Here is an 8,156-nt window from a genome sequence, read left to right as displayed (position 1 = left end):
GACGCTGGGGATGTGGTGGTGAATTAGGGGGGCTTGACGCGGAGTGTCTCTCTTGTTTTCCCAGACTGTTTCCCCACCCTGCCAAGGCAGGGTGGGGTTTTTCTTTTTGGCCGCCTCCAGCCCCCTCACTTCCTCTGCGCAATTTGCCTTTCGCGGCAATGTGTATATAACCGCCGCATGAGCGAAGCGACGTTGTATCCGCCGGAGTCCGGCGTGTTTTATGGTTTGGACAGGCCGTCTGTTCCCGAGTGGGGGGGGCGGCTTCCTGTGGCTTTGGTGTTTCCTGGTTCTGCGCGCCTTGGATTGTCCACCCTTGGGTGGCAGGTGGTGTGGAAGCTGCTGGAGGAGTGCCCCGGCATTATTGCGGAGCGGTTTTTCTGGGAGGGGGGAGACGAGGAGCCTCGGGCGTATGACTCCGGGCGGCCGTTGTCGGACTTTCCCGTCATTTCTTTTAGCCTCAACTTTGAGGAAGAGTACCGCGCCATGGCCCAGATGCTGGACCGGGCGGGTATTCCTCTGCGCAGTAAGGACCGTGATGGAGCGTGGCCGCTGATAACTGCTGGCGGGCCGTTGTCCTTTATGAATCCTGCGCCTGTGGCCCCGGCTGTGGACCTGTTTTGGGTTGGCGAGGCCGAGGCGGGCTTTGCGGACCTGCTGGCTGAATGCGCGTCCTACGCCTTTGACGGCGCAAGCACCATGGACTATCTGCGCGCCGTTGCCGGACGCGACGGCGTCTACATTCCGGCCCTCGCCACAGCGCCGACCCGGCGCGTCCTTGCCGGGCATGGCAATGAGCTTTCACAGCCCGGACATTCCTGCTTTGTGACGCAGGAATCCGAATTTCGCGACATGTTCCTGCTGGAAGTGAACCGCGGCTGCCCCTATGGGTGCCGCTTCTGCGCCGCGGGGTACATCTACCGTCCGCCCCGGCATGCGCGCGTTGACGTTCTCAAGGACATTGTCGAACGCGTGAATCCCGGCAAGGTCGGCCTTGTGGGCACGGCGCTCACGGACTGGCCGGACCTGTATCCCTTCCTGACATGGCTCCATGAGCGCGGGACGAAGTTTTCCCTCGCCTCGCTACGCTATGACGGTCTGACCGATGACTTCCTGACCTTTTTGCGCCGCACCGGCACCCGCAGCGTGACCCTTGCGCTGGAGGGCGCCAGCCACCGCATCCGCGAGGCCATCAACAAGCGCCTTGACGAGGAAAAGTTCCTCGACGCGGTGTCGCGCATCAGCCGGCTGCAATTTAATCACCTGAAGCTGTACATCATTGCGGGCTGGCCGGATGAGACCGAAGAGGACTACCGCGAGCTTGGTGAGTTCCTTCAGCGCATCCGCGAGGCCATCGACGCCGGGCGTGGCAAGAAGAAGACCGGTGTTGGTCACGTGACCCTCGGTGTCAGCAGCCTTGTGCCCAAGCCGTGGACCCCGTTTCAGTGGGCGCCCATGGCGGGCGAGGCGCATCTTAACGAGGTGATGAAGCGCCTCAAGAAGGTAGTGAAGCCTGTGAAGGGCTTTCAGGTGCGCGTGGACAAGCCCGCACCGGCGCGCCTGCAGGGGCTTTTGGCGCGTGGGGACGAGAAAATTTTTGACCTCATTGAGATTGCCGCCCGTCCGGGCATGAACTGGCGCAAGGCGCTGAGGCAGTGGGATGGCGACATGGGCGCCTATCTTGACCGCGAGCGCGGCAAGGATGAACCCCTGCCGTGGGAGTGCGTGGATATTGGCGTGGACAGGGAGTACCTGTACCGCGAGTGGGAGCGCTACAAAACCGTGAAAGGAACGGCGCTCTGTGGCAAGGTGGAGTGTGAACGGTGCAATGCCTGCGGCATGGGGACGTGGCTGCACCACGGTGACGGCAAGTAGGCCCTGCGGCGGGAAATGAAAAACGCCAGAACCCGTCCGAGGACGAAGGTTCTGACGTTTTCACTCCTGCGCGGGATGCGCGCGGGAGGTATGGACGGGAGTGCGGTTAGCTTGCGCTACTGCACCCGCTGCATCCGCCACTGGCTTTGCCGGGGCATGCGGCCGCTGCGACAGCGCGACGCTTCATGGCTTTCTGCACATTGTGCTGCACCTTGGCGTCGGGTTTTCTGTCGAGGGGGCTGGCCGCTTCGATGTGAAGTGAGGTGGCTGAGAGCAGTTTCCGTGTCGCTCCGCTGGAACATTCAGGGCAGGGGGGCGCGGCCGCGTCGGACGCCACCAAATCCTCAAACTGCGCACCGCATTTGTCGCATTCAAATTCATAAAGAGGCATCGTTCAACTCCTGTTCGAGGGATGTAATACTTCACCCCCGGGTGAAGTCAAGGATGGATTTACCACCGTCCGCCAAGGGCGGCGGGACCATACACGCAGAAGGGAAGGTAAGGTACTGATTATGATACTTCTTGATAAACCGTATGTTTCTCAGTTTTTGAAGGACTCTATCCGCCAGAATGCTCTGCCCGTGTGCGATACCGAGCGGGCGCGGCAGATGCTGGTCGGCTCCGGCATTGCCACCACTGATGCGGCGGACCTTGTCCGGCAGGTGAAGGAAGGGGCCATCACCCGCGTCTACTGCAATTCCGAAAACGCCATTGATTGGATTGCCGAAAACCTTGCCTTTACGTCCCTGCCGGAGACCATAGACATCTTTAAGGACAAGGCAAGGTGCCGCGACCTGCTGCGCACCGAAAATCCGGACTTTTTCTACCGCAAGGTGCCCTTCGCGGAGTTGGACGCCGTGAACCCGGCGGACCTGCCGTTGCCCGTGGTGGTGAAGCCCAGCGTCGGGTTCTATAGCCTTGGCGTGCACCTTGCCGCCACCGCCGAGGAGTGGCGCGAGGCCGTCAGCGCCATCCACGCCGAGGTGGACGAGATTCAGACTATCTACCCCCGGCAGGTCTTGAACATCGACGCCTTCATCATTGAGGAAGTCATCGAGGGCGAGGAGTTTGCCGTGGACGTCTACTTTGACGACGCGGGCGAGCCTGTTATCCTGAACATTTTGCACCACGAGTTTTCGTCGGGCAAGGACGTGAGCGACAGGCTGTACGTGACGTCTTCGGCCATCATGCGGGAGCGTCTGCCCATGTTTACGGCGTGGGCGCAGCGCCTTGGCGAGCTGGCGGAGCTGAAAAACTTCCCCATGCATGCCGAGCTGCGCGTGCGTGCGGACGGCAGCATCGTGCCCATTGAGGTCAACCCCATGCGCTTTGCGGGCTGGTGCGTGACGGACATCGCCGCCCACGCGTGGGATATTGACGTGTATGACTTTTACCTGAACAACAAGCGCCCGGACTGGGACGCCCTTATCGCTGAGCGCGACGGGTTTGTCTGGGCCAATATCATTGGCGACCTGCCTTCGGGCGTGAAGGGCGCGGATGTGCAGGACGTGGACTACGAGGGCTTTGCCAGCCGCTTTACCGAGCCGCTGGAACTGCGGCCCATCAACTGGCTGGAGTACCCGCTGTTTGCCTTTCTGCACGTGCGGGTGCCCATGGCGGACCGCTCGGAGCTGGACGCCATGCTCCATGCGGACTTGACGCCCTACCTCACCTTGCGCGGGGACGCGGGCGGCGAGTAGGACCGGACGAGAAGAGCATACAGAAAAGGGCGGCCCCGAAAGGAGCCGCCCTTTTTTTACGTCGTTGGGTGACCGCTAGCTTTTCAAGAACTCGCGGTAGGCGAGCATGGTGGTGTAGAGGTCGGCCTTGGAGGCAATCTCAAAGGGCGAGTGCATGGCGAGGACCGAGGGACCGAAGTCGATGATGTCCATGCCGTACACGGCAAGGTACTTGGCAACGGTGCCGCCGCCGCCGAGGTCCACCTTGCCCAGCTCGGCCATCTGCCACGGGATGCCTGCCTTGTTCAGCAGGCCGCGCAGCCAGCCCACGTATTCAGCGTGGGCGTCGTTGGCCGCCACTTTGCCGCGGTGGCCGGTGAACTTGCAGAACACGGGGCCGTGGCCCAGCAGGGAGGCGTTCAGCTTTTCGTGCACTTCCTGATAGTCGGGGTCCAGACCGCCGTGCACGTCGGCAGAGATGGCCTTGGAGTTCATGAGCACGCGGGACAGGCGGGTGCCGGGCTCCCATGCGTCAATGAGGTCCTCAAGGCTGTACTCGAAGAACAGGCTCTTGGCACCGGTGGAACCCTCGGAGCCGATTTCTTCCTTGTCCCAGAACAGCACCACCTGCGTGTGCTCGGGCTGCTCAGCGGTGAGCAGGGCCTCCAGGCCGGTGAAGACGCAGATGCGGTCGTCGTGGGCGTAGGAGCCAAGCAGGGAGCCGTCCAGACCAACCTTGCGGGCAGGACCGGCGGGGACGACCTGAATCTCGGCGCTGAAGAAATCCTCTTCCACAATGCCGTATTTTTCGTTCAGCAGGCGCAGGACCTGCTTTTTGATGCGGCCGGTGTCCTTGTCGTCCTCGCCGTCCTTGGCAGCCGGGGCATGGCCGAGGACAACGTTGAGCTTTTCGGCCTCAAAGGCCTTGGACAGCGGCTTTTCGGCCTGCTCGTAGGCAAGGTGGGGCAGCAGGTCCAGCACGGTGAAGACCGGGTCGCCCGCGTCCTCGCCAATGTTCACGGTAACGGTTTCGCCGTTTTCCTTGACGATGACGCCGTGCAGGGCCAGCGGGCGCGCCAGCCACTGGTACTTGCGGATGCCGCCGTAGTAGTGGGTTTTGGCGAGGCCGATGTTGCAGTCCTCATAGAGGGGGTGCTGCTTGAAGTCGAGGCGCGGGGCGTCGCAATGCGCGCCCAGCAGGCGGATGCCTTCGGACAGCGGCTTCTTGCCCTTGCGGGCGAGGAGCATGGTCTTGCCACGCATCACGCGGAAGACCTTGTCGCCGGAGAAGTCTTCGGTGAATCCGGCCTTGGTGGCGATGTCCGTGACGTAGTCCACGGTTTCGCGTTCGGTCTTGCAGCGGGTGAGGAAGTCGAGATAGCGGTCGGCCAGCTCGTCCATTGCGGAGCGGTGTTCCTCGGTTTCGTACACTTCCCAGCTGTTGCGGGATTCAAAAAGCAATTCGTCTTGAGCCATGTTCTATCATCCTCTGTGTTGAATCGGTGAGGGGAGATGTGGCGGATGGGCCGCCTTACTGTGCGTTGCCAGATGCGGTCAGCCGTGTGAGTGCCTCGGTAAGGGCGCCGGCGACCATGGAAAATTCGTCATCGCCCAGCGTTCTGGGGTCCAGACACAGGGCGTCGTCCTCAATGCGTCCCACAAGGGGCGGGGTGGTGTCCAGCAGGGCGCGGCGCAGGGCGTCGGCGCTGATGGACGCGGTGGGCAGAATGCGCACCAGCGTGGTGGGCAAATCGCGCTCCGGGAAGGAGCCGCCACCTACGCGGGATTGGCCTGCCGCAAGCTCGGTCTGGGCCAGCTGGGGCAGGGAGCTGTTGATGGTGCCGGCCAGCAGGGCGGCGCGCCTGTGCAGGTCGTCCTCGCTTGCGGTAATCATGCGCAGGGTGGGGACGGATTTGGGGGCGGCGTCGGGGTCGATGTACAGGCGCAGGGTGGCTTCCAGCGCGGCAAGGGTCATTTTGTCGATGCGCATGGCGCGGTTGAGCGGATTGCGCTTGATGCGGTCGATATAGTCCTTCTTGCCGACGATAATGCCCGCCTGCGGCCCGCCGAGGACTTTGTCCCCGGAGAAGGTGACCACGTCAATCCCTGAGGCCACGGTGTCCTGCACGGTGGGTTCGTCCAGTTCGCCTGAGGCGAAGGGATGTAGGTTGCCACTGCCGAGGTCTTCAATGCTGGGCAGGCCGTGGGCGCGGGCGAGTTCTGCCAGCTGGGCCGAGGACACTTCCTTGGTGAAGCCCACGATGCGGAAGTTGGAGCAGTGTACGCGCAGGAGTGCGGCCGTGTCCTCGGTGATGGCGTCCTCGTAGTCGCGCGGGTGGGTGCGGTTGGTGGCGCCAACCTCCACAAGATGTGCGCCGCTTTTCGCCATCACGTCCGGGATGCGGAACGAGCCGCCAATCTCCACCAACTGCCCGCGTGAGACGATAACCTCGCCGCCTTTGCCAAGGGTCTCCAGCACAAGGAGCACGGCTGCGGCGTTGTTGTTGACCACAAGGGCGGCTTCCGCGCCAGTCAGGCGGCAGAGCACGTCTTCTACGTGGCTGTAGCGGCTGCCACGTTCTCCGGTGGCAAGGTCGAACTCAAGGTTGGAGTAGTTGGCGCAGGCGTCGGCCACGGCGTCCATGGCTTGCGGCGCAAGGATGGAGCGCCCGAGATTGGTGTGGATGACCACGCCCGTGGCGTTGAGCACGCGCCGGAAATGCGGGCGCGATGCGGCGCGGACAAAGGCGGTCAGCGCCGGGGTGAGGGCGGTCAGGGACAGCTGCTCGGCCTCGGTCACGCGGCCACTGCGGATGTCCGCACGGCAGGAGTCGAGAAAGTCATTCACCAGCCCGCGGACAAGGGGGCGGGGCTGGGCGGCTATGTCGTCCACCGTGTCCAGCGCCGCGAGCACGGCGTCCACGGAGGGGATGTGTCGGTACAGGTTCGGCATGTGTTTTCCGGCTTAGTGGGTGTGGTCGTTGTCACTCAAGTGTTCAGGATGCAGAGTAAAGAATGCGGCCAGTAAATACAAGGAGCCGCACAGCAGCACCGGCCCGCCGTGGCTCTTGGCCTGCGTGAGGGCGGTGGCCATATCCGGGGCGGCGTGGGCTGGCGCGCCGATGGCGCGGGCCGTTTCGGCGGCGTCCCGGGCGCGGGAGTTGTCCGGCATCTCCGGCACATAGACCGGGGCATCCGGCGCCAGCGCGCGGACCTGCGGGGCGATGGTGCCAAGGTCCTTGTCCGCAAGGCAGGTGAAGATGACTGCCGCGGGCCGAATCCTCTCGGCGCGCAGGGTCTGCGCGAGGGCTGTCAGCGCCTGGGGGTTGTGCGCGCCATCAAGATAGATGTCTGGCTCGCCCGGTATGTGCTGGAAGCGGCCCGGAACCATGGCCGTGGCTGCGGCGGCGCGGCAGGCGTCTGCTGTGATGGCGATGCCGCGCGCTTCTGCGTACAGGTGCCATGCGGCAAGGGCAAGGTGCAGGTTGCGCTGCTGATGCGGGCCCTTCATGCGCGGGAGGACGCCCTTGGCGCTGGGCGCGTGGGTTCCAGAGCGGTGGACTGTGCCTGTTTCCGGCGCGTAGTCGAGGACGTCGGCGGCGCGGGACAGGGGCGCGCCGACCTTGGCGGCGTGGGCGGAGAGCACGCGCATGGCCTCGTCGTCCTGCGGTGTGGTAACCACGGGAGTGCCACCCCGCATGGCTCCGGCTTTGTCTGCGGCGATGTCGGCAAGGGTGGGGCCGAGGATGGCCTCGTGGTCCATGCCGATGGCGGTATAGACGGTGAGGTCTGTGCGTAGCACGCCCGCCGCGTCGTAGGTGCCGCCGAGTCCAGCTTCCATGACGGCAAGGTCCACCCCTGCGGCGTTAAAGGCATGGATGGCGAGCACGGTGAGAAATTCGAAATAGGTCAGCCCCTCGGGCGGCGCGGCGTCCATGGCGGCGTTGGCGCTGCGGACCCATGCGTCCGCGGGCAGCATGCGGCCATCAACAAGGATGCGCTCGCGCGGGGTGATAAAATGCGGCGACGCGTAGAGGCCAACGCGCAGGCCGTGGGCGCGGGCGAGTTCGGCGATGGTGCGCGAGGTTGAGCCCTTGCCGTTGGTGCCGACAACGTGGATGACCCCATAGGGCGGGGAGAGCAGGTTCAGCGCGGCGGTGGCGGAGTGGACGCGCTCCAGTCCAAGGTCCATATGAAAGAGGCCCAGCGTGTCCAGATGGACCTGAATATCGGCGAATGACGAAAAGCGGGGAAGCAGTGGTCTTACCTCGGGTGGCGGGAGCCGTGAAGGTTGTGGAAGACAGGGCGCGGCGCGTGGCCGGACCCCGCAGCCTGCCAGAGCGCGGATGGTACCCCCTCGCCCCCCGGCGCGCAACAGTTTTACCTTTTCCCCCCAGACCACTTGACCGCTCCCCCCACTGTGGCATATAAGACGCAACCCATGCGCGCCAGTAGCTCAGTTGGATAGAGCATCGGCCTTCTAAGCCGACGGCCGGGGGTTCAAATCCTCCCTGGCGCACCATAGAATTTCAAGAGGTTACGCACTTTGCGTGACCTCTTTTTTTGTTGTGGGGGTAACAAAGGGGTAACAGACTTGCAGGTGTG

Annotated in this window: 6 protein-coding genes and 1 tRNA gene; 3 read left to right on the top strand and 4 right to left on the bottom strand. The window is 63.7% G+C overall.

Going from position 1 to position 8,156, the window contains the following annotated elements; translation table 11 throughout:
* Positions 1-177 precede the first annotated feature (177 nt).
* On the top strand, positions 178-1,872 hold the full coding sequence (locus ACY69P_RS11330) for a radical SAM protein (RefSeq protein WP_462327544.1): 1,695 nt from the start codon (positions 178-180) through the stop codon (positions 1,870-1,872).
* 106 nt (positions 1,873-1,978) lie between these two features.
* Here ACY69P_RS11330 and ACY69P_RS11325 read toward each other — a convergent pair whose 3' ends face one another.
* Complete coding sequence (locus ACY69P_RS11325; protein ID WP_462327543.1) at positions 1,979-2,263, bottom strand: FmdB family zinc ribbon protein; 285 nt, start codon at positions 2,261-2,263, stop codon at positions 1,979-1,981.
* Positions 2,264-2,384: 121 nt separating this feature from the next.
* Here ACY69P_RS11325 and ACY69P_RS11320 point away from each other — a divergent pair, with 121 nt between their 5' ends.
* Positions 2,385-3,572: an ATP-grasp domain-containing protein gene (locus tag ACY69P_RS11320; protein WP_462327542.1), complete on the top strand. Its 1,188-nt coding sequence runs from the start codon at positions 2,385-2,387 to the stop codon at positions 3,570-3,572.
* A gap of 75 nt (positions 3,573-3,647) precedes the next feature.
* Here the strand turns inward: ACY69P_RS11320 and ACY69P_RS11315 are convergent, their stop codons facing one another.
* From ACY69P_RS11315 to ACY69P_RS11305, 3 genes are read right to left on the bottom strand one after another with little or no spacing between them, the layout of a single operon-like run.
* Positions 3,648-5,027: an aminopeptidase gene (locus ACY69P_RS11315; RefSeq protein WP_459898383.1), complete on the bottom strand. Its 1,380-nt coding sequence runs from the start codon at positions 5,025-5,027 to the stop codon at positions 3,648-3,650.
* Positions 5,028-5,082: 55 nt separating this feature from the next.
* Positions 5,083-6,504 carry an L-seryl-tRNA(Sec) selenium transferase gene (gene selA, locus ACY69P_RS11310; protein ID WP_462327541.1) on the bottom strand — a complete coding sequence of 474 codons (1,422 nt, stop codon included), beginning with the start codon at positions 6,502-6,504 and terminating at the stop codon, positions 5,083-5,085.
* A gap of 12 nt (positions 6,505-6,516) precedes the next feature.
* The gene (locus ACY69P_RS11305; protein WP_462327540.1) at positions 6,517-7,743 is read right to left on the bottom strand and encodes a bifunctional folylpolyglutamate synthase/dihydrofolate synthase; all 1,227 of its coding nucleotides are present in this window, start codon (positions 7,741-7,743) and stop codon (positions 6,517-6,519) included.
* A 253-nt stretch (positions 7,744-7,996) separates the two neighbouring features.
* Between ACY69P_RS11305 and ACY69P_RS11300 the strand changes: the two genes are divergently transcribed.
* Positions 7,997-8,073: transfer RNA gene (locus tag ACY69P_RS11300), tRNA-Arg, on the top strand.
* Positions 8,074-8,156 lie beyond the last annotated feature (83 nt).

Source organism: Desulfobaculum sp., assembly GCF_054921475.1.
Note: the sequence above shows the minus strand (reverse complement) of the source record. Positions and strands in the feature narration are given on the sequence as shown.